Here is a 23,255-nt window from a genome sequence, read left to right on the forward strand (position 1 = left end):
TCACCCGCGCAGGGTGGCGCCGCCGTCCACGTACAGGTCACTCATCGCCACGTGCCCGGCCTGCTCGGAGAGCAGGAACATCACCGAGTGCGCGATGTCTTCCGGGGTGGCCAGCTTGCGCAGCGGGATGCCGGCCTTGTAGGTCTCCAGGTTGCCGGCAATCACCCGCTCGGCACCGTGCTCGTCCTGCCACATACCGGTCTGCATCGGGGTCAGCGTTGAACCCGGGGCGACGATGTTGCAGCGGATGCCCAACGGCGCCAGCTCCAGCCCGAGGCAGCGGGTGAACATCGTGGCGGCGGCCTTGGACGCGGCATAGGCGGCCATGCCGTGCCGCGGCACGCCGGCGGCATTCGAACTGACGGTGACGATCGCGCCTTGGCCTCGCGGTGACATCACCCGCGCCAGCGCACGCCCGACATGGAACACACCATCGGCATTGACCGCGAACACCCGGCGCCAATCAGCATCGGTGGTGCCGGCCACCTCGCCCACGTGCAGGACCCCGGCCACGCTGGCGGCGAGGCCGATCGGCCCGATACTGGCTTCTACACGATCCACCAGTGCATCCACCGCCACGCTGTCGGTCACATCAAGCGCAAACGCCTGCACACATGCATCCACCACCACGGGCGCCTCGCGGTCGGTCGCCACCACCGTGCAGCCGGCCTCGGCCAACAACCGTACCAGTGCCTCGCCGATGCCGCCGGCGGCGCCGGTTACCAGTGCCACGCGACCTTCAAAGCCGGTCAACTGCATGTTGCGATCTCCTGTTGCTCATCCCAGTGGCGCAGTCGCGCCGACAACCACGGTGCCAGCTGCGCCACCGCATCGCGGCCGGTCAGCTCGGCATGCAGGAACGGCAGTTCGAGCGCCTGCACCTTGCGCGCATGAGTCCGCCACAACGCCGACTGCAGCTGTGGTCGCGCCTGGTGATCACGACCCGCACGCACGTGCACCAGCGTGCCGTCGAATGGCTGGTGGATATGTTCGCGGATCAGCCGGTTGGTGCCGGTCACGGCCCGCACCACGCCATCGAGCACCACATCCGGCAGGCTGCCGAGCGCACTGCCGCCACGGCGCAGGAAACCAAGGATGCGCTCACGGCTGTCCAGTTCCGGATGCGCATCCGGATCATGGCCGGCAATCGCCAGCAGCGCCCGCAATGCGGCGATGGCGTCGGGTTCCGGCTCGGCGCGCCAGCACTCGCTGGGGTAGGCGTCCAGCAGCACCAGTTCACCGACCTCACGACCGATCTCATGCAGGCGCACCGCCATCGCCTGGGCGAGGATGCCGCCCACCGACCAGCCCAGCAGATGCACCGGCCCTTTCGGCTGCAATGCAACCACGCGCTGCACGTAGTCGTTGGCCATGGCTTCGCTGCTGGATGGCAACGGCTGCTTCGGATCCAGCGCCGCCGACTGCAGGCCGTACACCGGGCGTGCCGGCTGCAGGGCGCGCGCCAGGCGGCGGTAGTTCCAGGCGATGCCACCGGCCGGGTGCAGCACGAACAAGGGAGTGGGCCCATCGGCATCAGTCGCAGCCAACGAGATCACCGGGCCCAATGCGTGGTCGGCCAGCGCCGGCGGCTCGGCAATGCGGGTCGCCAACGCGGCCACGGTCGGCTGCGCGAACAAAGCGCCCAGGCCAAGGTCACAGCGCCAGCGCTGCTCGATGGCCAGCAGCAGGTGCACCGCGGACAGCGAATCGCCACCGAGGCTGAAGAAGTCCGCATCCACCGCCACGGGCGCATCGCGGCCCAGCGCCTGGGCGAACAGCACGGCCAGCTCCTGCTCCAGCGGCGTGCGCGGCGCCAGTCCGGAAATCTCGTTCTGCGGCGGCTTCGGCAAGGCGTTGCGGTCGAGCTTGCCGTTGGCGGTCACCGGCCAGTGATCCACACCGACGAACGCCGAGGGCACCATGTAGTCCGGCACGCGCTTGGCCAGGTGGCCTCGCAGCATCGCAGCATCGGCAAGCGCCGCCGGCACATAGGCCACCAGCCGCGCATCGCCCGGCGTGTCCAGGCGCAGCAGCACTTCCACGCGCTCCATGCCAGGCAGCTCACCCAGTGCCGCCTCTATCTCGCCCAGCTCGATGCGCAGGCCGCGCAGTTTTACCTGATGGTCGCTGCGACCGAGATACTCGACCGCACCATCGGGGCGCCAGCGCGCTACGTCGCCGGTGCGGTAGATCCGCTCGCCCGGCAGGAAGGGATCGGCCAGGAAGCGCTCGGCGGTCAGATCATCGCGGCCGAGATAGCCACGTGCCAGCTGCACGCCGCCCAGGTACAGGTCGCCGGCCACACCGACCGGCACCGGCTGCGTCCGCGCGTCCAGCACATACAAGCGGGTATTCCAGACCGGGAACCCGATCGGCACTGGCCGCGAGTGGTCCTGGGCCGAGGCCGGCCAGTAGCTGACGTCCACTGCGGCTTCGGTCGGGCCGTACAGGTTGTGCAGTTCGGCCTGCACGCGCGCATGAAAGCGGTCGCGCAGTGAAGCGTCCAGCGCCTCGCCACTGGTGAACACGCGGCGCAGCTGCAGGCCTTCGGAGGCCGGCGCAGCAAGGAACGCGCCGAGCATCGACGGCACGAAATGCGCCGTGGTGATGCCTTGGTCGCGGATCAGCCGTGCCAGCTCGGTCGGATCACGATGCGCGTCCGGACCCGCCACCACCAGCGTCGCGCCGCACAGCAGCGGCAGGAAAAATTCCCAGACCGAGACATCGAAGGTGGCTGGCGTCTTCTGCAGTATCCGGTCGTCGGTACGGATGCCGTAGTGCTCGCGCATCCACAGCAGACGATTGACGATGGCACGATGCTCGATCACCACGCCCTTCGGCTCGCCGGTCGAACCCGAGGTATAGATCACATAGGCCGCATCGCTGGGCGCCGGATCGGGCCAGGGCGCTGCGAAGCTCAGCGCAGTCCACTGCTCGGGTGCGAGCACCGGCATACCGGTCATGCGCTCCGCCACGTCCGCCGCCGCCAACACGCAGACCGGTTGCGCCGAGGCCAGGATGCGGGCAAGGCGTTCGTCAGGATGCGCCAGATCCAGCGGCAGGTAGGCGGCGCCCGCGCGCAGCACCGCCACCAGCGCGATCACCAGCTCCAGCGAGCGCGGCAATGCCACTGCCACCACACTGTTCGGGCCGACGCCCATCGCGCGCAGCTGCGCGGCAAGTGCGAAGCTACGCGCTTCCAGCGTTGCGTAATCCAACGTGGCGTCGCCGAACACCAGCGCGGGTGCCTGTGGATCGCGGTCCATGCCCTGTTGCAGCAGCTCAACCAGCGTGGTCTGCGGCAGTGCATGCGCGGTGGCATTGAAACCATGCACTACCTGCTGCGCTTCTTCGCCGGTGGCCAGCGGCACCGCCGCGATGTCTTCAGCCTCCAGCGCCGCCGACACGAAATGCAGCAGCCGCGCCGCGTGCGCCTGCACATCCTCGCGGCTGTAGAGCGAAGGATTGGCTTCAATCTCCAGGTCGAGCAGGTGCTGGCCATCGCCACGGAAACCCAGCGTCAGGTCGTCGACCGGCCCGGTGCAAAGCACCTCCAGCGTGGCCTGCACGCCAGGCAACGCCAGCGGCGTGTAGAACGGCTGCACATTCACCAGCGGCCCATGCAGCCGTTGCTGCGCTCCCACCAGACCCAGGTCACGGCGCAGCTGCTCACCACGATAGCGGCCGTGCTTGCGGCCCTGGCTGAGTTGCCGGCCCAATGCCCGGGTAAACGCCTCGACACTGCCCTCGCCGGCCGCCACCCGCAGCGGCAGCACGTTCATCACCATTGCCGGCACGCGCGCCGATGCGTTGCCGAGCCGCCCCATGTAAGGCACGCCCAGCACCACTTCATCGACGGCGCTCATCCGCCGAAGGTACTCGGCCGCCAGTGCGGCCAGCACATCCGGCCAGGGCTGCAGCCAACGTACCGAGGCCTGCAGCAACTGCTCACGGAATGCCGCATCGAGCGGCTGCACCCAGCGCAGCGCGTCGTCACTGGCCGCCAGCGTGCCGGCCAGGCCCACGCCTGCCGGTGCGCCCTGCATGTGCTCACGCCACCACTGCCCGGCCTGCGCGCGGCGCGGATCGGCACGATAAGCGGCATCATCGGCCAGCACGCCCGCCAGCCCCGGCAGGGGCTCACCCGTGCGACCGGCATACAACGCGCAGACGCGACCGGTGAACAACGCCATGCCATAGCCGTCGGCCGCCAGATGATGCACGCGCAGGTACCAGACCCAGCGCTGCCCGCCCAGATCGAACAACACCTGCTGGCTGATCCGGTCGCGGGTGGGATCGACCGGGCTCAGCCGGTCGGCGTGCATCAGGTTGCGTGCCGCAGCGGCGGGATCCGCCTCGGTGGACACATCGCGCACCGAAAGCAACGGCACGTGTGCCGGGTCATGCCACTGCAGCGGCTGGCCATCGGCACCTTCGGCAAAGCGTAATGCGAAGGCCTGGGCTTCGCCTGCAGCCTGGTCTGCCGCGGCGACGAACGCGGCCACATCCAGCGCACCCTCGATCCACACCGCGTGCGCGGTATTGAATGACGGATTGTCCGGTGCCAGCCGCTGCGCGAACCACAGCCCAGCCTGGGCCTCGGTCAGCGCCACCGGCGTGGCCAGCGCGACGGCGTTCATGCGTTCTGCGCGGCCTGCAGTTGCTGCACCACACCCCACCACTGGCGCAGCGTGGTGTGTTCTGCCAGCTGCGAGAACTCCAGCGGCAGACCGGTGTTGCCCCAGGCCAGGACCAGGCCGAGCATGCGCATCGAATCCAGGTCCAGGTCGATCAGGTTGTCGTCGTCACCGATCTCTGCCGGCGTGCACTCCAGCACGCGCGCCACATCGGCACGCATCCGCTCCAGATCCAGCACGTCACCCGTGGCAGCCATCACAGCACCTCCAGCAGCTGATCGGTGGTCATCGGCACACCACAGGTGCGCGCGATCCAGTGCAGCGCCTGATCGTGGTCGGCGCGCGAGAAATCCGCCACCGCGTCAGCTGCGATGAACGCCTCGATGTCACGCTGGAAGGCTTCGACCACGGTGGCAGTGCAGCCGATATGGGCGTAAACGCCGGTGACCAGCAGCTGGTCGCGGCCACGCACCCGCATCAGTGTTTCCAGGTTGCTGCGCTGGAAGGCACTGTAGCGGTGCTTCACCAGCACGTGCTCGCCAGGTTGCGGTGCCAGCACATCGATGATCGGCTCATGATCGGCACTGCTGCGCATGCCCGGCCCCCACAGGTCGGCCTGCAGGCCACGGTCACGGCGATCCTGGTCGCCATGCTGGGCGGTGTAGAACACCGGAATGCCATGTGCCCGGCAATGCGCCAGCAGGCGCGCGATGTTGTCCACCGCGGGCCGCAACGGGGCGTTCCCGGCGTCGAATGCGGCCAGGAAGTAGCGCTGCATGTCATGCACCAGCAGAGCGGCACGATCGCGCTGCGGGCGCCACGGGCCGCGCGCCTGCGGCAGTTCGGCAGCGGTCGGCAAGGGATAGTGGGTGATGCGGGGCAGCGCCATCAGCGCGTTCCTCCTGTCTGTTGCAGATGACGAGCACGCAGCTGCGCGCGCAGTTCGCGGCGGCTGATCTTGCCGACCGCCGTGGTATCGAAACTTTCGACGAACACGACCTGGTCCGGCACCTTGAAGGCGGCCAGGCCGCGCGTACGCATCCAGGCCTTCAGAGCCGGCGCCTTGAACGGCTCGCCGTGCGGAATCACGAAGGCGCAGCTGCGCTCGCCCAGATACTCATCGGGAATGGAGACCACGGCGGCGTCGAACACGCCGGGGTGCGCCAGCAGGTGATCTTCGATCTCTTCGGCGGAGATCTTCTCGCCCGCGCGGTTGATGTGGTCACCCGCACGGCCCTGCACCACCAGGTAGCCTCCGGGCAGCTGCTGCACACGGTCGCCGGTACGATAGAAGCCGTCGTCGGTGAACGAGCGCGCATTGGCCACCGCGTCGTTGTGGTAGCCGCGGATGGTGTACGGGCCACGGGTAAGCAGATGCCCCACCTCGCCTTCGGCCACCGGCTGGTCATGGTCATCGACCACGCGCACTTCGTCGTCCGGGCTGATCGGCCGGCCCTGGCACGCCACGATCAGTTCCTCCGGATCATCCAGACGCGTGTAGTTGACCAGGCCTTCGGCCATGCCGAACACCTGTTGCAGCGTGCAGCCAAGGCCGTCGATCACCCGTCGTGCCGCTTCCGGCACCAGCTTGGCACCGCCGACCTGCAGCACCTGCAGGCTGGAAAGATCGTGCGGGGTGGTTGCTGCCGCCTGCGCCCACAGCAGCGCCAGCGGCGGCACCAGTCCGCAGCACGTCACCTTCTCGCGGGCGATCAGCGGGAACGCCGCATCCGGCCCGGGGCCGGGACTGAGCACCACGCGCGCACCGGCATACAGCGCGCCGAAGAAGCCGGGCGAACTCATCGGGAAGTTGTGCGCGGCCGGCAGCGCGACCAGGTACACGCTGTCGCGGTCGATGCCGCAGAGGTCATTGCTGGCACGGAACGAATAGATGTAATCGTCGTGGGTGCGCGGAATCAGCTTGGACAGGCCAGTGCTGCCACCGGAGATCTGCAGGAACGCAACCGACTGCGGGTCCGGGTCGGCCGGCAGCTGGCTGCGATCGCCCTGCAGCGCCTCCAACGCAACGAACTCCGCCGCATCGCCGTCGATCACCACATGGCGCACGGCGGACACTTCGGCCTGCAGCGCCCGCGCCAGCCCACGATGATCGAAGCCATCGTGCAGTGTGGTGGTGATGTAGGCACTGGCCTCGGCCTTGTTGGCGAAGTGCACCAGCTCGGTGATGCGGTGCGCAGGCAGCGCGTAGACCGGTACCAGGCCGGCGCGAAACAGGCCGCAGACTGTGGTGATGAACCCTGCGGTGTTGCCCAGCTGTACCAGTACCCGTTCGCCGGGCTGCAGACCGAGTGCCAGCAGGCCCGCGCCGATGCGCCCTGCCTCGTGCCACAGCTGCGCGTAGCTCAGGCGGACGTCGCCAGCCACCACCGCGATGTCATCCGCATAGCGTTCCGCGCGCTCGCGCAGGAATGCCGGGAAGGTCTCGCCGCGCCAGTGCCCTGCATCGCGATACCGCGCTGCCAGCGCATCAGGCCAAACCTGCTGCAGTGGCAGGCGGGAAGAATCAGTGGAGGTATTCATGCGGCAGGCTCGATGGCGGGCGCGGATTCATGGACACCCAGCGCATTCAACAGGGCAGCGAACTTCGCTGCGGTTTCAGCCACTTCAGCCTCGGGTTGCGAATCGGCGACGATGCCGGCGCCTGCGTACAGGCGCAGCTGCGTGCCCTGCAGCCGCGCGCAGCGGATCGCCACGTACCAGTCTCCATCCCCCTGCGCGTCCAGCCAGCCGACTGCACCGGCATAGAAGCCGCGCGGCACCGGTTCCAGCTCGCGGATGCGCTGCAGTGCCGCCAGCCGTGGCGTACCGCAGACTGCCGGCGTGGGGTGCAGCTGTGCCAGCAGTTCGGCGGCAGACGTCTGCGGATCCTTCAGGGTGGCGTGGATGCGGGTTCCCAGATGCCACATGCTGGCGGTCGCATGCAGCGCCGGCCGCGGCTGCGCATCGATGTGGCTGCAGTACGGCGCCAGGCCATCGACGATGGCTTCGACCACGTGGCGATGCTCGTCATGGTCCTTGCGCGAGGCCAGCAGCGCCTGCGCGGCACGCTCGTCCTCGGCGGCATCGGCGCTGCGGCGTGCGGACCCGGCCAGCGGATGCGACAGCAGCGCCGCGCCGCGCTTGCGCAGCAGCAGTTCCGGCGTTGCACCCACCAGCCAGGCCGGTGCCTGCCCCGGTTCAACCGGCAGCGGCACCGCATAGGTGGCCACCGAAGGGTCCGCGCCCAGGCGGGCCAGCAGCACCTCCGGGGAAAGTGACTGCCGCGTGCGGGCCAGCAGGCTGCGCGCCAGCACCACCTTGTGCAGTTCCTGTTCGGGCGCGCGCAGGGCCTGCACCGCTGTGGCCACGGCGGCCGCATAGTCCAACGCTGCGGGCTCTGCCCGCAGCTCACCCTCCAGCGGCGGCGCCGCCTGCGGCTGCAACGGCAATGGCGGCAGCAGCCGCTCGGGCTGGTACAGCGCATCGTCGGCACGCGGCTCGAACGGCACCGCACCGACCAGCAACCCCGGCCCGCCGCGCTGCTGGGCGAAGAACTCTGCAACACGCTCAGCCAGGGTCGCCAGCGCACCACTCGCCAGCGCGGCCCGGCAACCACGTGCGTGCACGTGCTGGCCGGCATGCTGCAGCAGGAACAGCGACGCGTCGTCAGTGCTCTCCAGCGGCGCTGGCGCAGCCTCCGGCCACGCACCCTGCATCAGGGAATCGTTCATGGGGTCTCCTTCATCCGATGCGCTGCAGCCAGCGCGCACAGCAACAGCAGCAGCGCGCCGACCAGCAGGTATGGCAGGCTCGGCCCGCCGCGATACAACAGCGTGCCAAGCATCGGCCCGGCCACCATGCCCAGTCCCTGTGCGGCAGCGACAGTACCGGCGGCAGCGCCCTGCTCGTGTGCCTCCACCGCGTCGGCGGCCAACGCCTGGAACGAGGGGAATACGAAGCCCATGCCGAATGCAGCCAGCGCGTAGGCCGTAGGCAGTTGCCAGGCCTGCTGCACGCCCGCCACCGAAGCAAAGCCGATGCCGGAAATGAGGGCGCCAAGAATGATCCAGCGCCGCGGATGTACCTCCAGCTTCATCACCAGCGCCTGCGCCAGGATCAGGCCGACACCGACCGCAGTCAGCGCGATACCTGCCATGCGTGCACCCGCAGCGGCATCCAGGCCCAGGCGATCGATTGCGAAGAAGCCGACCGTGACCTGCGCGATGGTCACCGAGACCATCGCGATGAACGCCGCCAACTGCGGCAGGCGCAACCGCGAGTCGGTGCGGCTCATCGGCGCGCGGCGCTGCGCGGATGCCCCCACCACCGGCGGCGTTGCTGGCAGCCGCCAGGCCAGCAATGCCAGTGCCAGCAGCGGCAGCAATGCGGCTACATACAGCGCCAGCGACAGGTTCGTGTAGGCCAGCCAACCCGCAGCAGCCGGGCCCAGCACCATGCCCAGCGCGTTGGCGCTGCCCAGGCGGGCGAGGAATTTCGCTCGCTGTCCGGTGGGTGCCTTGTCGGCGATCAGCGCGGCAGCGGTAGGCGGCACCGCCGCGTAGAACAGGCCGATCAGGCCACGCGCACCGACCAGCACCAGCACCGATACCAGTACCGGCGGCACCGCCTGCAGGGCGACGTCGATGAACACCGCCAGCGCGATGTAGACCACGGTGTACGCGCTCATCGCCAGCATCAGCACGCGCTTGCGGCCGATGCGGTCGCTGAGCTGGCCCCACGGACGGGCAGCCAGCATCCACAGCACGCCCGCAGCGGTCACCGACAGTCCGGCGTGCCACTCGGACAGACCGAGCATGCGGACCACCGGGCCGATCACAGCGACGAAGGACATCATCGCCATGGTGCCGATCAGGGCAGCCAACACCAGCGCCGGCAAGCCGGGAACGACGGGACGTGCGTGCATGGAACACCAGCCGTAACAGGAAAGGATGGCCGGGCGCACCTGCGCCCCGCCCGGCACCGGCCCTGTTCAGGACTGGATGCCATCCTTAAATGATAACGGCTCGTATTTGCATTTGATACCCATTCTCTTGAATGGGCGCGCAACAGTGGGTTCAGCGCATTGCACGCAGGCCGAGCAGGCCTCGGCCCTTGAACCACCACTCCAGCGGCAGCGTCACCAGCGGCGGGATGGCTGCCAGCAGGGCCAGCGCGCTCGCCCACCACGGCCAGCGCAGGCGCACCGCCGCGAACAGGGTGACCGCCACGTAGACCAGGAAGGCCACGCCGTGCAGCGGGCCGAACAGCTTCACCAACGCAACGTTGGCCATGGGGCCGTACTTCATCCACATGCCGATGAGCAGGCCGGCCCAGGTCACGGCCTCGATGAAAGCGACCGCCGCGAACAGGCGTCCAGTCGGGTGCATGGGGGAACGTTCGGTCACGCGGAGCTCCGGCAGCGGGATATCAAATGCGAATGATACGCAGATGCGGACGTTCCGGACACCGGCGGGTAGCGCTGGGCCACCAAGGTGGACACCTACCTGAGCATATGCGGCACAACCTGCTCGCCGATCTCACGCAGCACGTCATCCATCGGACGCCCGTTGTCGGCCAGATTGAACATCACGTGCGCCACGCCCTGCGCATGCACGCGCAGCAGATAGTCACGCAGACCGTCGCGGCCGACCTTCAGGCCCAGCGGCAGCGGCTCCGCCGGCGCCTGCGGATCCGCCTGCAGGTCCAGCAGCATCGACTGCACGAACGGCTTGCCTGGCCCACCACCCTGCACCAGCGCCTGCTGCCACAGGCCGATCCGTCCTTCCTGCGCAGCTTCCTCGCGGTGATAGGTGGCCCAGCCCTCGGCTTCGCGCGCGATCCACTGCAGGCTCTGCCGCGCCGTGCCGACCACCAGCATCGGGATGCGCGTGGCCGGCGCCGGCAGTACGTCGAAGCCACCAGTCGCCTGCAGTACGGCGGTCCGCTCATCGGCCTCCGGTGACAGCGCCGCGCGCAACAACGTCCAGCGCTCACGGAAGTTCGCCGCCCTGCCCTGCAGATCCTCACCGAACGCGGCGAACTCTTCCGGGCGGTCACCCGAACCCAGGCCGAGCATGAAACGCCCGTCGCTGATCCGGTCCAGGCTCAGTGCCGACTTAGCCACCTGCAACGGCCGGCGCAACGGCAGCACAATCGCTGCGCTGCCGACCACGATGCGCTCGGTCGCGGCCGCCAGCATGCCCAGCCACAGGAACGGATCGTCCAGCGCACTCGCTGTCGCGTCTGGCCCCTGTGGCACCATCAGCGGCACGTCGCGCGCCCACAACGCGGCGAAGCCAAGATCGTCGGCCAGCCGTGCGATGCGCCGTGCCTCACGCGGATCGGCCAGCCCCTGCGACGCCACCGGCGTCATCAGGCCCAGGCTCAAGCCCTGTTGCGGAAACAACGCAGCGTAAGCGGGATTGAAATCACTCATGCCGCCAGCTTAGCGTGCAGGCATGCGGCAACGATGACGTGCCGCCCACCACGGGAAGAACACTGCATGCCGAAGATCCGCCCCGCTCATGCCGATGACCTGCCTGCGATCAGTGCGCTGTGCCTGGCCGCGTTCGACGAGGCAGTGGCGCCGACGCTCGGCGCGGCCGGCATCGCCACCTTCGGCAGTGTCGCTGCAGCGGATGCGTTCGGTGTGCGCCTGCAGGGTGACAACCACATCCTGGTGGCCGAGCAGGATGCGCGCGTGGTCGGGGTGGTCGAACTGAAGGAGGGCCGGCACCTGGCGATGCTGTTCGTCGATCCCGACTGCCAGGGCCAGGGCATCGGCCATGCGCTGTTCGAGGCGGTGCTGCCGCAGGTGCGCGAACCGGTGCTGACCGTGCGTGCCTCGCTCAATGCCGTGCCGACGTACCTGCGCTATGGCTTCGTGCTGGATGGCGAGGTCGGCGAGTTCAACGGGCTGGTGTACCAGCAGATGGTGCGGGCGGTGCCGCCTTCGGCAAGGGCGCCCCCTGGTCTGCACTGACCTCCCGCCCACATTCCCTGCGGCATGCCCGACATAAGCAAACTGAATCAGCACCTGCGCCGGCCGTTCCTACAATGGCCTGTCACCCTGCCCTACGAGATGCTGCCGATGCGCGTCGCGCTTTCCGTGTTGCTGCTGGCTTCGGCGCTGAGCGCCTGCACCCCGGCCCCGGTTTCCACCGCCAGTTCCGCGGAGGCGCGCGCGCCGGCCGGCGCCATCGCCTGGCGCCAGGGCGATGTGGACGATGCCTTCGCCGAGGCCGCCGACAGCGGCAAGCCGGTGCTGCTGTACTGGGGCGCGGTCTGGTGCCCGCCGTGCAACCAGCTCAAGGCCGGCCTGTTCAAGGACCCGGCCTTCATCGCACTGACCGGCAAATTCGTGCCGGTCTACCTGGATGGCGACGAGGAAGGTGCGCAGGCCTGGGGTGAGCGCTTCGGGGTGCGCGGCTACCCGACGCTGATCGTGCTGGACCCGCAGCGCAACGAAATCACCCGCGTCGCCGGTGGCAATGACGCCGCCGAACTGACCCGGGCCCTGACCGTGGCCGCCGGCCGCCGCAGTGCTGTTGCCGCCACCTTGGCCACCGCGCTGGCAACGCCAGACCGACTGGCCGCGGAAGATTGGCAGGTGCTGGGCGACTACGGCTGGGAGGTCGACGCCAACCGCCTGGCTGGCGAGCGCAACAGCCAGGACGTGCTGCGCCAGCTGTCCAAGAGCGCACCGGATGCCGCCCTGCAGCGCCGCTTCGCCCTGCTGTCCTTGGCGACAGCCGAAAAGTCCGTTGCCTCGCCCACCGAAGTGCGCGAACTGCTGCAGGCCGTGCTGGCGCAACCTGCCGAAGTCCGTCGCAACCGCGAGCTGCTGGGCTATGCCGGCGCCAAGCTCGTGCAGCAGGCCAGCGCGGGCCCGGCCACGTCCAACACGCTGGGGCAGCAGCTGCTCGTCGCACTGGAGCGGGCAGATGCCGAACGCGGCGATCGCGCCGACGATGCGCTATCGCGCGCGTTGACCGAAGTCTCGCTGGCTCGCCAGCAGCAACCGAAGGGCGCGTTGCCGGCGGCACTGGTGGAACGGGTCAAGCAGCGCGTGGCCGCGGCCGATGCCGCCGCCACCGATGCGCATGCACGCCAGGCCACGATCAGCAGCGCGGTGTATGCACTTCGCGAAGTAGGTGACGACGCCGGTGCGGAAGCGCTGCTGCTGGCCGAACTGAAGCGCAGCGAGCAACCGTACTACTACATGCCGGAGCTGGCCGAACTGGCCGAGCAGCGCGGCGCCCCCGCCGGGGCGTTGGAGTGGTTGAAGCGTGCCTACGACGGCGCGCAGGGCCCCGCGACCCGCGTGCAGTGGGGCGTGCTGTACGTGGAAGGCCTCCTCAAGCTGGCGCCGGACGATGCGCCGCGCATCGAGCAAGCCACCGGCTCGCTGATCGCCGAGCTGGAAGCACAGCCTTCGGGCTACCACCAGCGCACCCGCCAGCGCTTCGAGCGCCTGGCCGGGCAGTTGAAGGCGTGGAGCAGCAAGCACCAGGGCGCGGAGACGCTGGCGCGTTTGCAGCAGCGCATGCTGCAGGCGTGCGGCGGGCAGGCGGATGGCGCGTGCAAGGAGTGGTTGAGTTGAGTTGATGAAAGCGCTGGCGGCTGGTTCGCCTGCCGGCGCTTTTGTTGACACGTGTGGGAGGGGGCGGGGGCAGCGCATCAGCGCGCCGGTGAGGGTTCGGAAAGCGGGAGCCCATGGCTGGCAGCTCGCATTGCATGAATGCTGCCAGCCATGGGCTGGCACTACTGAACCCGCTCCTGCTCCTGCCTTTGATTCCGTCTCCGCGCCAGCGCAGGGAGCTTTCCTGCAGGGGCTGATGGGTCAGCGCAGGACCGTTGGCGCCATGGATGGCGCCATCGAGCCCCCATGGATGGGTTCACGGCGTGTCCTGCGCTGACCCATCAGCCCCTGCATGCCAGGAAGAATCAAGGCGCCATCAGCGCACGCATTTCAATCCCGCCTCTTGACCTCAACCAATGTTGAGGTGCGATAACGATCTCCCCACGGCCAGCCCCTGGCGTTCCCCACGGAGATTGCTTCGATGTCGTACTCGCTTCCCCCGCTCCCCTACGCCCATGACGCCCTCGAGCCGCATTTTGATGCGCGTACGATGGAAATCCACCACAGCAAGCACCACCAGACCTACGTCAACAACCTCAATGCGGCCATCGAGCAGGCCGGCATCGCCGAGCAGCCGGTCGAGGCGCTGATCGCCAACCTCGATGCCGTGCCCGAGGCGCAGCGTGGCGCAGTCCGCAACAACGGTGGCGGCCACGCCAACCACAGCCTGTTCTGGACCGTGCTCAGCACCAACGGCGGCACGCCCGATGATGAGCTGGTCGCCGCCATCGACCGTGACCTCGGCGGTTTCGACGCCTTCAAGGACGCCTTCACCAAGGCCGCGCAGACCCGCTTCGGCAGTGGCTGGGCCTGGCTGACCAGTGATCGCGATGGCCGCCTGCACGTCGAAAGCAGTGCCAACCAGGACAGCCCGCTGATGGGTGCAGCCGTCGGCCTGTCCGGCAATACCCCGATCCTCGCACTGGACGTCTGGGAGCACGCCTACTACCTGCACTACCAGAACCGTCGCCCGGACTACATCGGTGCGTTCTTCAACATCATCAACTGGGCCGAGGTCGGCCGGCGCTACCGCCAGGCCAAGGCCTCATGAGCGGCGAGACACTGCCATACGCCGGGCCGTGGGCGGGGGTGTTCCCCGCTCCGGCCCCGGTGCCGTCGGTCGAGATGCCGCCGCGTGCCTTGCGGCGGCTGCTTGGCCATTTCCCTACCGGCGTGGCCATCGTCTGCGCACGCGATGCGCAGGGAAGACCGGTCGGCCTGACCATCAACTCGTTCGTACCAGTGTCGCTGCAGCCGCCACTGGTGTTGTGGAACCTGGCGCTGCACGCACAGAGCCTGTCCACCTTCCAGCGCGCCACCCGCTTTGCGATCAGCGTGCTGGGTACCGACCAGGAAGCACTGGCACGGCGCTTCGCCGATCCGCAGGTACGCAACCGCTTCGACGACCTGCCGCTGCTGGACGACGAGGAAGACGCGCCACCGCGTATCGCCGGTGCGGTGGCCCATCTCACCTGTACCCGCCATGCACAGTGGCCGGTGGGTGATCACCTTCTGCTGGCCGGTCGCATCATCGAAGTGCACGAAAACGGTGGCGCACCACTGCTGTTCCACCGTGGCCGTTTCCAGCCAGGCCCGGCCGAGCTGCTGGTGGAGGTGCGCGGATGAACATCGAGGCCCTGGAATGCATGCTCGCCGCCGGCAAGGACGGCGCGCTGCTGCGCTTCGGCCTGGGCAAAGGCTGGCTGGATGCCGGCAACCCGGTGCGTGCGGCAACCCATCTGGGCCGCTGCGTGGTGCTTGATCCGCAGTATTCAGCGGCATGGAAGCTGCTCGGCAAGGCCTGGCTGGCCAGTGGCCAGCCGCAGGCGGCGCGCGAAGCATGGCAACGCGGGCTGAGCGTAGCCGGCAGCAAGGGCGACCAGCAGGCACGCAAGGAAATGCAGGTGTTCCTGCGACGCCTGGACCGCGAGCAGGCGGACCTGGCGAAAGCGGGCTGAGTCGATCAGCCCGCGTTGGCCGATGCCGGTGCGGACATGATGTCCGACATCGGCAGGCGGCGCGGCTTGCTCGGGAACGCGTGGCGCAGGATGCGCCAGACCACCTGGCCGAACTGGCGCGGCAGCGAGCCGTTGTTGTAGTGCTGGCCGTAACGGCGGCAGATGTCCTTCACTTCCTTGGCGATGGCCGCGTAGCGGTTGGCCGGCAGGTCCGGGTAGAAGTGGTGCTCGATCTGGTGGCTGAGGTTGCCCGACAGCACGTTGATCAGGAAGCCGCCGCTGATGTTGGACGAACCGCGCAGCTGGCGCAGGTACCAGTGGCCGCGCGACTCATTGCGCAGGCATTCCTTCGGGAAGGTCTCCGATTCGGCGGTGAAGTGGCCGCAGAAGATGATCACATAGGTCCAGATGTTGCGCAGGCCATTGGCCACCAGGTTGCCCAGCATCACGGTGAGGAAGAACGGGCCGGCCAGCAGCGGGAAGAACACGTAGTCCTTCAGCACCTGGCGCAGCATCTTGCGCGCCACCGGACGGGTCTGCAGCCACATCGCACGCGCACTCATGCGGCCCTTCAGCCAGCGGCCCAGGCGCAGGTCCTGCGCGGCCACGCCCCACTGGAACAGCAGTGCGAAGATCGGCGCGATGATCGGCTGCAGCAAGTAGAACGGCTTCCAGCGCTGTTCCGGGAAGATGCGCAGCAGGCCATAACCGATGTCATCGTCCATGCCACGCACGTTTGTGTAGGTGTGGTGGCGGAAATTGTGGGTCTTGCGCCAGTTGTCGGCGGTGGCAACGATGTCCCACTCGTAGGTATTGCCGTTGAGCTTGGGGTCGCCGGTCCAGTCGAACTGGCCGTGCATGACGTTGTGGCCCAGCTCCATGTTCTCCAGGATCTTCGACAGCGCCAGCAGCAGCGTGCCGGTGATCGCGGCCGGCCACAGCAGCGGCATCCAGAACAGCGGCGAGAACGCCGCCAGGAACAGCAGGCCACGGCCGCCCACACCGAACCAGCGCACGGCGGCGGCCACGCGACGGATGTAGCGGGTATCGGAGGCGCCGAGGCTGCCGATCACACGGTCGCGGATCGCGTCGAGTTCCTCACCGAAGGCATGCATCTCGGCAGTACTCAGGGCACGGTCGGTAGCGCGGGTCATGGCAGGCGTCCTCAGAGATCCAGGGTCAGGTCGGTGGTCGGTGCGCTCACGCAGATCCGCACCGGCTGCGCCGATTCGGACTGCAGGTCGCCGGTGCGCAGGTGGCGGGTGGCGCCACTGACGCGGTCACAGCTGCAGGTGTTGCAGATGCCCATGCGGCAGCCATGCTTGGGCTTGATGCCATGCGCTTCCAGGCTTTCCAGCAACGAGCTGCCACGCGGCACGCTCAGCTGGCGGCCACTGCGCGCCAGCGTCAGCACCACCTCCCCTTCACTGCTGGCGTCACGCAGCGGTGCCGGCGGAGTGAACGCTTCTGCCTGGAAACCCGCGACCTGGTGCGCCAGGCGTTCGCGCGCGGCGGCAACGAATCCATCCGGGCCACAGGCCAGCACATGGCGCTGCGCCAGCGGGGTGTCGTCGCCTGCCACCTGCAGGTCGTGGGTATCGATGCGTGCGGCGGGCACATCGCCTTCGCGGGTGGTCAGCAGGTGCACACGCAGGTTCGGCTGGCTGGCGGCCAATGCCTGCAGCTCATCACGGAACTGCAGGTGGGCGGCACTGCGCTCCCAGTAGAACAGGTCCACGGGTGCGGCCAGCGGACGCTGGCAGGCCTCGCGCAGCAGGCTGCGCATCGGCGTGATGCCACTGCCGGCCGCCAGCAGCAGCACCGGCGCCGCAGCCGGCAACTGGAATTCGCCGAAGGCGGCATCGAGGCGGAACAGCTCTCCCGGCTGCGCATGGTTGACCAGGTGTTGGCTGACCCGCCCGCCGTCGATCGCCTTCACGGTGATCGCCAGTTCGCGCGGACCCAGTGCGGTGGGGCTGTAGCTGCGCTGCCACAGGCGCCCTTCAATCTCCACGCCGAGGGTGACGTGCTGGCCGGCGCGCATGCCGGCCCAGTGCCGGTTGGTGCGCAGGACCAGGGTTGCTGCGCCCTCGCCGGCCGGCTCGCGCCGGACCAGGCGGGCCACCGGCTCGCGCAGGGTCCACAGGGGATTGAGCTGGCCCGCCCAGAAATCGAACAGCGACGGCGAGAGCCAGCGGTAAGGAGAGAACAGGGACGGACGGACGACAGCGCTCATGGGCGAACTATACGGGCGCACATACACCTGTGTATACATGTGTATATTGAACCGGATTGGGTATGATTCAGCCTCGCCCCACCGGAACCCCCATGGCCGCTGCCACCGCCTTGTCGACGCCCGAAGATGCCAACAGCCCGGCCCGCCGTACGGTGAGCCGCGAGGATCTGCTGGCCGCCGCCCTGAAACTGATCGGGCCGCACCGCAGCCTGTCCACGCTCAGCCTGCGCGAAGTGGCACGTGAGGCCGGCATCGCGCCGAACAGCTTCTACCGGCAGTTCCGCGACATGGACGAACTGGCCGTGGCGCTGATCGATGCAGCCGGCCGCTCGCTGCGCACCATCATCGGCGAGGCCCGGCAGCGCGCCACCTCCACCGCCACCAGCGTGGTGCGGGTCTCGGTGGAGACCTTCATGGAACAGCTGCGCGCCGACGACAAGCTGCTGCACGTGCTGCTGCGCGAAGGCGCGGTTGGCTCGGACGACTTCAAGCACGCGGTCGAACGCGAGCTGCACTACTTCGAGGAAGAGCTGCAGCACGACCTGGTGCGCCTGGCTGCATTGGACGGCGCGGTCCTGCATGCGCCGGAACTGGTGGCCAAGGCCATCACCCGGCTGGTGTTCGCGATGGGCGCCACTGCCATGGACCTGCCGCCGGAGAAGGATCCGGAGCTGGTCGAGCAGATCTCCACAATGATCCGCATGATCATCGTCGGCGCGCGTACCCCCGCCGCGTTCCGCCGCGGCTGACGATCCGCTCCCCCAGGGTCCGATCCCTTTCCAAAGGAAAGGGCTCTGACCCCGTCCCCCTGCGCCACACGGCAACGCCATCCTGCGTGCATGACCACCGGCAGGGTTGCGGCCGCCTTATGTAATGTTATAACAATCGCATGATCCGCCTGGATGGGTGCTTCTCGCCGAATTGCCGCGGCATGGTTATATAGCTCTTGCTATATTGATAAGCCACTGCTTTCATATGCGCCAGCCAGGTCGCCCTCGCCGCCCTCCCTCCCCCAAGGACGACGCCTCATGCCCGTTTCCCTCCTTCGCCGCCTGCCACTGGCTGCCGCCATCGCCCTCACCCTGCCGCTGCCCGCAGTGGCAGCCACCCCGAAACCGACCGAACTGGATCGGGTGCAGGTGAAGGTCAGCACCGCCACCCGCAGCGAACGCCTGCTGTCCGACGTGCCGATCCGCACCGAAGTGCTGCGCAAGGAAGACATCGCGCTGCGCGCGGCCACCGACTTCTCGCGTGCCGCCGAGCTGATCAACGGCCTGCGGGTGGAGAGCAACTGCCAGAACTGCAATACCAGCGAAGTGCAGCTGCTGGGCCTGCCCGGTGCCTACAACCAGTTGCTGTTCGATGGCATCCCGCTGCTGTCCACGCTGGGCAGCGTGTACGGACTGGAACAGATCCCGGCCGGCTTCGTCGACCGCATCGAAGTGGTCAAGGGCGGCGGCTCGGCGCTGTACGGCCCGGGCGCGGTTGCCGGTGTGATCAACCTGATTCCGCCGCTGCCGGCGCGTAGTGGTGGCCATGTGCAGGCCGGCGTGGATGTACTGAAGGGTACGCCGCAGAAGAACGCCGACGTTCGACTGGACCTGGTCGCCAAGGACGCAGACGCCGGCCTGTCGGTGATCGCACAGCGTAACTGGAACAGCGGCATCGACTACAACGGTGACGGCTACACCGAGATCACCCGCAAGAACCTCAAGGTCGGCGGGTTGCAGGCCTGGTATGCGCCCACGCCGGGTACGCGCCTGCGCCTGGACCTGCAGGTGACCGATGAAGCCCGCCGCGGCGGCAACCGCCTGGACCAGCCCGAGTACCTGGCCAACATCGCCGAATCGCTGGATACGAAGTACCGGCGCGGCAGCGTGTCGTGGGACCAGGAGATCAATGCCGACGTCGATTTCCGCCTGGCCTATGCCTTCGCCGACATCGACCGCGACAGCTTCTATGGCGGTCTGGGAGACGTGGTCACCGATCCGTCTGCACCAGGCTATGACCCGTCGCAGCTGGACCCGAACGTGACCGGCAGCGCGGCCTCGCGTTCGTGGCGCCAGTACGGCCGCACCCACAACCCGCTGCACTACATCGACAGCCAGTTGAACTGGCGGTTGGGCGCACACGCGCTGGCCTTTGGCGTGCAGTACAAGCACGAGGCGCTGCGCGACGACAACCGCACCGGTGACGGCCAGCGCCTTGCGGTGCTGGAGGACGCTACCTTCCACAACCTGGGGGCCTTCATCCAGGACGAATGGAGCCTGCGCGACAACGTCGACCTGGTATTGGGTGCGCGCGTGGACAAGAGCTCGGAGCTGGACAACGCGGTGTTCTCGCCGCGCATCGCGCTGGCCTGGCAGGCCACGCCGAACCTGAAGTGGCGGGCGGGTGTTGCCACCGGCTTCCGTGCACCGGAAATCTTCGTCGAGGACGTACATGTCGATACGCTGGGTGGCGAACAGGTGCGCGTGCGCAATACCGACGGCCTGAAGGAAGAACGCGCGTTGACCACGCTGTTCGGCTTCGACTGGCGTTCGGACCCGGCCAATCCGGTGTGGAGCTGGGATGCCACCGCCTCGTATGCACGCATCCGCGACACCTTCGCGCTGGGCGAGATCCAGCGCGGTGATGACGGGCAACTGAGCCAGCTGCGCTACAACGCCTCCGGCTCGAACGTGCTGGGCGCGGAAACCAACCTGGGCTGGCAACCCTCGTCGCAGTGGCGACTGACCGCGGGTGCCTCGTGGTACCGCTCGCGCTTCCGCGAACCGCAGCGCATCTTCGATGACACCGGCGACGGTGGCGACACCGTGATCGAAAGCCGCGATTACCTGAAGACGCCCCGTTGGACCGGCCTGGCCCAGCTCAGCTGGATGCCGGCCGAACCGTGGGAGACCTTCGTCGCGCTGCGCCACACGGGCCCGATGTCGGTACTGAACAACCGGTTGGGCGAACTGCACCGCACGCGTTCGTTCCTGGTGACCGACCTCGGTGCGCGCTGGCACCGCCATCTGGGCGCGCAGGCGCAGCAGGAAGTGTCGGTGGCCGCAGGCGTCAAGAACGTGTTCGACCAGCGCCAGAAGGACCTGGAAGTGGGCGCGCTGCGCGACAGCGACTATGTTTACGGGCCGCGTTTCGCGCGCTCGTGGTACGTCAACCTGCGCTATGCGTTCTGAAGCACTGCGAGCGTTGTTGCTGGCCTGTGCCGTGCTGCTGGCCGCACCGGCGATGGCGTCGGACCTGCACGCGCAGGTGTCCGCCTCGTTGATGCGGCCGGAACAGCGTTCACTGCGACCGATCCAGTGGTCGCCACCACCGAAACTGGTGGCGCTGTATTTCGGTGCCGCCTGGTGTGCGCCGTGCCATGCCTTCGTGCCCACGCTGCGCAGCGTGCGCGACGCGTTGCGCGAGGCCGGCGCCGATACCGAGGTGGTGTACGTCAGTCAGGATGAGAGCGAGAGCGCGTTGCGCCGCTACATGCACGCGCAGGACATGCCGTGGCCGGTGCTGGACCCGCGCCGTGCCGCGCGCATGCCGGCACTGCAGGCATTAGCCGGATTGGCACCGCCGAACCTGGTACTGATCGATGCCGACGGCACGGTGCTGGCCAATGGCTGGCAGGGACGACGCTACGAAGGCCTGCAGCCGGTGTTGAAGGAATGGACGAAACGGGCGTGCGCGCAGCAGCAGGCCCATTGTCCCAATGCCGGCATCCAATCACGGTAGCGACGGGTCATGCCCGGCGAAATGCGTGACGCCACAGTACGGCCGCCGGGCATGGCCCGGCGCTACCGTTACGACGCCTCGCCCTCGGCCTTGCGCACGAACGCTTCGAACAACGCCAACGTCTGCTCGCTCACATGGTGCTCGATACCCTCGGCATCGCGCCGCGCGGTATCCGGGTCCACACCCAGCGCCAGCAGGAAACGTTCCACGGTCTGGTGCCGCTGGCGGCTGGCATGGGCCAGCGCCTCACCTTCCGGGGTCAGGAACACACCGCGGTAGGGCCGCTGCACCACCCAGCCATCGCGGGCCAGCCGCCGCAGCATCTTCGCCACGGTGGGCTGGGCCACGCCCAGGCGTGTGGCGATGTCGACCTGGCGGGCCTCGCCGCCGTCGGCCAGCAGGTCCGAAATCAGCTCGACATAGTCCTCCACCAGCTCCATGCGGTGCGCCTCGCGTACCTGCCGGAAGCTCTCGACCTGGCGCTCGGCCTCGATCAAGGGGGTGCTTTTCAGCGATGTCGAATCGTCGGTCTTGCCCACGCCTGCGCCTGTCCTTCCGGTTGTTCCGGTGTTGAACCTGAATTCTGGACCAGTAACGCGATAAAGACGATTGTTTCACATTGCTAATGACTATAGCAGGAGCTATATTCGGACCCATGGACACCCTGGCGCCCCGCGACCCTTCGGCCTCCACTCCGGCCAGCCTGGGCGCGCTCAACGCCTCGGTGGCGGTGCCCGACAAGGGCCACTGGTGGTTCCGCCTGCTGGCCTTCCTCGGCCCGGGCTACATGATCTCGGTCGGCTACATGGACCCGGGCAACTGGGCCACCGACCTCGCCGGCGGTTCGCGCTTCGGCTACCTGCTGCTGTCGGTCATCCTCGTCTCCAACCTGATGGCGGTGATCCTGCAGGCGCTGTCGGCGCGGCTCGGCATCGCCACCGGCATGGACCTGGCGCAGGCCTGCCGCGCGCGTTACCCGCAGCCGGTGAACCTGGCGCTGTGGGCTTTGTGCGAGGCGGCGATCATCGCCTGCGACCTGGCCGAGGTGATCGGCACCGCGATCGCCTTGAAGCTGCTGTTCGATCTGCCACTGTTGTGGGGCGCGGTGATCACCGCTCTGGACACGCTGCTGGTGCTGCTGCTGATGAACCGCGGCTTCCGTGCACTGGAAGCCTTCGTGATCGCGCTGCTGATGGTGATCTTCGCCTGCTTCGTGGTGCAGATCGCGATGGCGGCGCCGCCGGTGATGGCGGTCCTGGGCGGATTCATTCCGCGCGCACAGGTGGTGACCGATCCGCATGCGCTGTACATCGCCATCGGCATCATTGGCGCCACGGTGATGCCGCACAACCTGTACCTGCATTCGTCCATCGTGCAGACCCGTGCCTACCCGCGTACCGATGAAGGCCGCCGCAGCGCGCTGCGCTGGGCGGTCACCGACAGCACCATTGCGCTGACCCTCGCGTTGTTCATCAACGCCAGCATCCTGATCCTGGCGGCGGCGGTGTTCCATGCCAATGGCCGATTCGACGTGGAAGACATCGAGCAGGCACATCAGCTGCTGGCACCGATGCTGGGCGTGGGCGCGGCAGCGACGTTGTTTGCGATCGCGCTGCTGGCTTCCGGCCTGAATTCAACGGTGACCGCGACGCTGGCCGGCCAGATCGTGATGGAAGGCTTCCTGCACCTGCGCCTGCCACCGTGGCTGCGGCGACTGATCACGCGCGCACTGGCGATCATTCCGGTGGTGGTGGTGATCATACTGTTCGGCGACCAGGGCGCGGTGAAGCTGCTGGTGCTGAGCCAGGTGGTGCTGTCGATGCAGCTGCCGTTCGCGATCATCCCGCTGGTGCGGATCGTGACCGACAAGGTGACGATGGGTGCATTGGTGGCACCACGCTGGCTGGGCGCCATCGCCTGGGTGATCGCGCTGGTGATCGTGGTGTTGAACGTGAAGCTGCTGGTGGACACCTTCACCGGCCAATAGATCCACGCCATGCGTGGATGCACTTGTAGAGTCGAGCCATGCTCGACTCCATCCATCATCGTGC

Annotated in this window: 21 protein-coding genes; 9 read left to right on the plus strand and 12 right to left on the minus strand. The window is 68.0% G+C overall.

The genetic code is table 11. The features are described from left to right. From CCR98_RS12085 to CCR98_RS12125, 9 genes are all read right to left on the minus strand, one after another. On the minus strand, positions 1-759 hold the full coding sequence (locus tag CCR98_RS12085) for a 2,3-dihydro-2,3-dihydroxybenzoate dehydrogenase (protein ID WP_087922804.1): 759 nt from the start codon (positions 757-759) through the stop codon (positions 1-3). Next, a complete protein-coding gene (locus tag CCR98_RS12090) occupies positions 750-4,640 on the minus strand; it encodes an enterobactin synthase subunit F (protein WP_087922805.1) in 3,891 nt (1,296 codons plus the stop codon). Before CCR98_RS12090 ends, CCR98_RS12085 begins: the two co-directional genes overlap by 10 nt. Continuing rightward, the gene (locus CCR98_RS12095) at positions 4,637-4,894 is read right to left on the minus strand and encodes a phosphopantetheine-binding protein (protein ID WP_087922806.1); all 258 of its coding nucleotides are present in this window, start codon (positions 4,892-4,894) and stop codon (positions 4,637-4,639) included. Before CCR98_RS12095 ends, CCR98_RS12090 begins: the two co-directional genes overlap by 4 nt. After that, positions 4,894-5,526 (minus strand): isochorismatase family protein, encoded by a 633-nt coding sequence (locus CCR98_RS12100; RefSeq protein WP_087922807.1) that lies wholly within the window; start codon positions 5,524-5,526, stop codon positions 4,894-4,896. The genes CCR98_RS12095 and CCR98_RS12100 overlap by 1 nt, the downstream gene beginning before the upstream one ends. Next, the gene (locus tag CCR98_RS12105) at positions 5,526-7,178 is read right to left on the minus strand and encodes an AMP-binding protein (RefSeq protein WP_087922808.1); all 1,653 of its coding nucleotides are present in this window, start codon (positions 7,176-7,178) and stop codon (positions 5,526-5,528) included. Before CCR98_RS12105 ends, CCR98_RS12100 begins: the two co-directional genes overlap by 1 nt. Further along, complete coding sequence (locus CCR98_RS12110; RefSeq protein ID WP_087922809.1) at positions 7,175-8,368, minus strand: isochorismate synthase; 1,194 nt, start codon at positions 8,366-8,368, stop codon at positions 7,175-7,177. The genes CCR98_RS12105 and CCR98_RS12110 overlap by 4 nt, the downstream gene beginning before the upstream one ends. Then, positions 8,365-9,561: an MFS transporter gene (locus CCR98_RS12115; RefSeq protein WP_087922810.1), complete on the minus strand. Its 1,197-nt coding sequence runs from the start codon at positions 9,559-9,561 to the stop codon at positions 8,365-8,367. Before CCR98_RS12115 ends, CCR98_RS12110 begins: the two co-directional genes overlap by 4 nt. Positions 9,562-9,712: 151 nt before the next feature. After that, complete coding sequence (locus tag CCR98_RS12120; RefSeq protein WP_087922811.1) at positions 9,713-10,024, minus strand: DUF3817 domain-containing protein; 312 nt, start codon at positions 10,022-10,024, stop codon at positions 9,713-9,715. Between the two features lie 113 nt (positions 10,025-10,137). Beyond that, complete coding sequence (locus tag CCR98_RS12125) at positions 10,138-11,073, minus strand: TIGR03571 family LLM class oxidoreductase (RefSeq protein WP_087922812.1); 936 nt, start codon at positions 11,071-11,073, stop codon at positions 10,138-10,140. A gap of 66 nt (positions 11,074-11,139) precedes the next feature. Here CCR98_RS12125 and CCR98_RS12130 point away from each other — a divergent pair, with 66 nt between their 5' ends. From CCR98_RS12130 to CCR98_RS12150, 5 genes are all read left to right on the plus strand, one after another. Beyond that, complete coding sequence (locus tag CCR98_RS12130; RefSeq protein WP_087922813.1) at positions 11,140-11,619, plus strand: GNAT family N-acetyltransferase; 480 nt, start codon at positions 11,140-11,142, stop codon at positions 11,617-11,619. Between the two features lie 99 nt (positions 11,620-11,718). Next, positions 11,719-13,239, plus strand: a complete 1,521-nt coding sequence (locus CCR98_RS12135) for a thioredoxin family protein (RefSeq protein ID WP_087922814.1) — start codon at positions 11,719-11,721, stop codon at positions 13,237-13,239. Positions 13,240-13,699: 460 nt separating this feature from the next. Further along, positions 13,700-14,329 carry a superoxide dismutase gene (locus CCR98_RS12140; RefSeq protein ID WP_087922815.1) on the plus strand — a complete coding sequence of 210 codons (630 nt, stop codon included), beginning with the start codon at positions 13,700-13,702 and terminating at the stop codon, positions 14,327-14,329. Further along, entirely contained in the window at positions 14,326-14,904 is a 579-nt protein-coding gene (locus tag CCR98_RS12145; protein ID WP_087922816.1) for a flavin reductase family protein, read from the plus strand. The genes CCR98_RS12140 and CCR98_RS12145 overlap by 4 nt, the downstream gene beginning before the upstream one ends. Continuing rightward, positions 14,901-15,236, plus strand: coding sequence for a tetratricopeptide repeat protein (locus CCR98_RS12150; RefSeq protein WP_005409958.1), 336 nt, complete (start codon positions 14,901-14,903; stop codon positions 15,234-15,236). The genes CCR98_RS12145 and CCR98_RS12150 overlap by 4 nt, the downstream gene beginning before the upstream one ends. A 5-nt stretch (positions 15,237-15,241) precedes the next feature. Here the strand turns inward: CCR98_RS12150 and CCR98_RS12155 are convergent, their stop codons facing one another. Next, positions 15,242-16,390, minus strand: coding sequence for an acyl-CoA desaturase (locus CCR98_RS12155; RefSeq protein WP_075677930.1), 1,149 nt, complete (start codon positions 16,388-16,390; stop codon positions 15,242-15,244). 11 nt (positions 16,391-16,401) lie between these two features. Then, complete coding sequence (locus tag CCR98_RS12160) at positions 16,402-17,472, minus strand: ferredoxin reductase (RefSeq protein WP_198361021.1); 1,071 nt, start codon at positions 17,470-17,472, stop codon at positions 16,402-16,404. A 92-nt stretch (positions 17,473-17,564) separates the two neighbouring features. Between CCR98_RS12160 and fabR the strand changes: the two genes are divergently transcribed. From fabR to CCR98_RS12175, 3 genes are all read left to right on the plus strand, one after another. Then, complete coding sequence (fabR, locus tag CCR98_RS12165; protein WP_005409961.1) at positions 17,565-18,221, plus strand: HTH-type transcriptional repressor FabR; 657 nt, start codon at positions 17,565-17,567, stop codon at positions 18,219-18,221. A gap of 279 nt (positions 18,222-18,500) precedes the next feature. After that, positions 18,501-20,654: a TonB-dependent receptor gene (locus tag CCR98_RS12170; protein WP_087922818.1), complete on the plus strand. Its 2,154-nt coding sequence runs from the start codon at positions 18,501-18,503 to the stop codon at positions 20,652-20,654. Beyond that, complete coding sequence (locus CCR98_RS12175; protein WP_087922819.1) at positions 20,644-21,204, plus strand: thioredoxin-like domain-containing protein; 561 nt, start codon at positions 20,644-20,646, stop codon at positions 21,202-21,204. Before CCR98_RS12170 ends, CCR98_RS12175 begins: the two co-directional genes overlap by 11 nt. A 68-nt stretch (positions 21,205-21,272) precedes the next feature. Here the strand turns inward: CCR98_RS12175 and mntR are convergent, their stop codons facing one another. Next, the gene (mntR, locus tag CCR98_RS12180) at positions 21,273-21,743 is read right to left on the minus strand and encodes a manganese-binding transcriptional regulator MntR (protein WP_087922820.1); all 471 of its coding nucleotides are present in this window, start codon (positions 21,741-21,743) and stop codon (positions 21,273-21,275) included. A 116-nt stretch (positions 21,744-21,859) separates the two neighbouring features. On the opposite strand from mntR, the gene CCR98_RS12185 reads away from it, so the two are divergent. Beyond that, positions 21,860-23,191 carry an Nramp family divalent metal transporter gene (locus CCR98_RS12185; RefSeq protein ID WP_087922821.1) on the plus strand — a complete coding sequence of 444 codons (1,332 nt, stop codon included), beginning with the start codon at positions 21,860-21,862 and terminating at the stop codon, positions 23,189-23,191. Positions 23,192-23,255 lie beyond the last annotated feature (64 nt).

The organism is Stenotrophomonas sp. WZN-1 (genome assembly GCF_002192255.1).
In the GTDB taxonomy this organism is placed as follows: Bacteria; Pseudomonadota; Gammaproteobacteria; order Xanthomonadales; family Xanthomonadaceae; genus Stenotrophomonas.

What these genes read in the sequence shown, in the direction of transcription:
- CCR98_RS12085 (WP_087922804.1), bottom strand. Translation starts at nt 759, where the DNA reads ATGCAGTTGACCGGCTTTGAAGGTCGCGTGGCACTGGTAACCGGCGCC.
- CCR98_RS12090 (WP_087922805.1), bottom strand. Translation starts at nt 4,640, where the DNA reads ATGAACGCCGTCGCGCTGGCCACGCCGGTGGCGCTGACCGAGGCCCAG.
- CCR98_RS12095 (WP_087922806.1), bottom strand. Translation starts at nt 4,894, where the DNA reads ATGGCTGCCACGGGTGACGTGCTGGATCTGGAGCGGATGCGTGCCGAT.
- CCR98_RS12100 (WP_087922807.1), bottom strand. Translation starts at nt 5,526, where the DNA reads ATGGCGCTGCCCCGCATCACCCACTATCCCTTGCCGACCGCTGCCGAA.
- CCR98_RS12105 (WP_087922808.1), bottom strand. Translation starts at nt 7,178, where the DNA reads ATGAATACCTCCACTGATTCTTCCCGCCTGCCACTGCAGCAGGTTTGG.
- CCR98_RS12110 (WP_087922809.1), bottom strand. Translation starts at nt 8,368, where the DNA reads ATGAACGATTCCCTGATGCAGGGTGCGTGGCCGGAGGCTGCGCCAGCG.
- CCR98_RS12115 (WP_087922810.1), bottom strand. Translation starts at nt 9,561, where the DNA reads ATGCACGCACGTCCCGTCGTTCCCGGCTTGCCGGCGCTGGTGTTGGCT.
- CCR98_RS12120 (WP_087922811.1), bottom strand. Translation starts at nt 10,024, where the DNA reads ATGCACCCGACTGGACGCCTGTTCGCGGCGGTCGCTTTCATCGAGGCC.
- CCR98_RS12125 (WP_087922812.1), bottom strand. Translation starts at nt 11,073, where the DNA reads ATGAGTGATTTCAATCCCGCTTACGCTGCGTTGTTTCCGCAACAGGGC.
- CCR98_RS12130 (WP_087922813.1), top strand. Translation starts at nt 11,140, where the DNA reads ATGCCGAAGATCCGCCCCGCTCATGCCGATGACCTGCCTGCGATCAGT.
- CCR98_RS12135 (WP_087922814.1), top strand. Translation starts at nt 11,719, where the DNA reads ATGCTGCCGATGCGCGTCGCGCTTTCCGTGTTGCTGCTGGCTTCGGCG.
- CCR98_RS12140 (WP_087922815.1), top strand. Translation starts at nt 13,700, where the DNA reads ATGTCGTACTCGCTTCCCCCGCTCCCCTACGCCCATGACGCCCTCGAG.
- CCR98_RS12145 (WP_087922816.1), top strand. Translation starts at nt 14,326, where the DNA reads ATGAGCGGCGAGACACTGCCATACGCCGGGCCGTGGGCGGGGGTGTTC.
- CCR98_RS12150 (WP_005409958.1), top strand. Translation starts at nt 14,901, where the DNA reads ATGAACATCGAGGCCCTGGAATGCATGCTCGCCGCCGGCAAGGACGGC.
- CCR98_RS12155 (WP_075677930.1), bottom strand. Translation starts at nt 16,390, where the DNA reads ATGACCCGCGCTACCGACCGTGCCCTGAGTACTGCCGAGATGCATGCC.
- CCR98_RS12160 (WP_198361021.1), bottom strand. Translation starts at nt 17,472, where the DNA reads ATGAGCGCTGTCGTCCGTCCGTCCCTGTTCTCTCCTTACCGCTGGCTC.
- fabR (WP_005409961.1), top strand. Translation starts at nt 17,565, where the DNA reads ATGGCCGCTGCCACCGCCTTGTCGACGCCCGAAGATGCCAACAGCCCG.
- CCR98_RS12170 (WP_087922818.1), top strand. Translation starts at nt 18,501, where the DNA reads ATGCCCGTTTCCCTCCTTCGCCGCCTGCCACTGGCTGCCGCCATCGCC.
- CCR98_RS12175 (WP_087922819.1), top strand. Translation starts at nt 20,644, where the DNA reads ATGCGTTCTGAAGCACTGCGAGCGTTGTTGCTGGCCTGTGCCGTGCTG.
- CCR98_RS12185 (WP_087922821.1), top strand. Translation starts at nt 21,860, where the DNA reads ATGGACACCCTGGCGCCCCGCGACCCTTCGGCCTCCACTCCGGCCAGC.